The sequence below is a fragment of the Streptomyces sp. NPDC052023 genome, assembly GCF_044548465.1.
In the GTDB taxonomy this organism is placed as follows: Bacteria; Actinomycetota; Actinomycetes; order Streptomycetales; family Streptomycetaceae; genus Streptomyces.
Map to the genome: position 1 here is coordinate 1 of NZ_JBIUBW010000057.1, position 1,105 is coordinate 1,105.

1 protein-coding gene is annotated in these 1,105 nt (G+C 68.1%); it reads right to left on the reverse strand.

The genetic code is table 11. The features are described from left to right. On the reverse strand, positions 1–915 hold a 915-nt coding region (locus tag ACIHCM_RS37510), incomplete at its 3' end, for a DUF2637 domain-containing protein (protein ID WP_399906554.1). Between the last annotated feature and the right edge of the window lie 190 nt (positions 916–1,105).

Below are 1,105 nucleotides of genomic sequence, written 5' to 3' on the forward strand. Positions count from 1 at the left end.
CTGATAGGCGTCGGTGAGGTGTTGCGCGTTCCCTTCGCCTCCAAGGTCGTGCGACCGCTCCGGGTGCGCGGCAGGCGCCTGCTCCCCCGCCTGCGGCTCGGCGCCGCCCACCCCCGCCAGTTCCTTCTCCTGGTCGACGGCGGCCTCGAGTTCGGGACTCTGCCGCTGCGCCGCAACCAGGGTCCGCTCGACGGTGAACTGGATCGGTGGCTCGGCAATGCCCGCGGCGGCCAGCCCGGCCGGGGCCGTGTCGGACAGGGGAACGCCGTACTTGGCCAGGCGCAGGGGCATCAAGGCCTCCACCGGGGCCTTGCGCCGCCAGGCACGGCCGTAACGGGAGCGAAGGCTTGCCTGGTAGACGAGGCGTTCCTGTTCCAGCTTGATGACCTGGTCGTAGGAGCGGAGCTCCCAGAGCTTCATCCGGCGCCACAGCAGGAAGGTGGGGACCGGGGAGAGCAGCCAGCGGGTGAGGCGGACGCCCTCCATGTGCTTGTCGGCCGTGATGTCGGCGATCCGGCCGATCGCGTGCCGGGCCGCCTCCACCGCCACCACGAACAGGATCGGGATGACGCCGTGCATGCCCACGCCCAGCGGGTCCGGCCAGGCCGCCGCGCCGTTGAAGGCGATCGTCGCCGCCGTCAGCAGCCACGCCGTCTGGCGCAGCAGCGGGAACGGGATGCGGATCCAGGTCAGCAGCAGGTCCAGGGCCAGCAGGACGCAGATGCCCGCGTCGATGCCGATCGGGAAGACGTAGGAGAAGTTCCCGAAGCCCTTCTTCAGGGCAAGCTCGCGTACGGCTGCGTAGGAGCCGGCGAAGCCGATACCCGCGATGATCACAGCGCCGAAGACGACTGTGCCGACCAGTATGCGGTACCCCGTGGTCAGTTGGGGTACCTCGCGGCTCCGCGCTGTCACGTAGACCCCCCTGTCACGTCTGACTGCTGAGCAGCTTTCACACTTCCATGTTGAACGCCGCTGGACAGTTATGGAGGCGGTTTGATGTGCTCCGTCAGTCAATGATGATGTTGCAGACGGGTCGTGTGACCTGCTTTGCGGCCACAGGCGACTCTGTTGCTCCCTTCCGTCAGGCAGTGAGTCCGTAGCG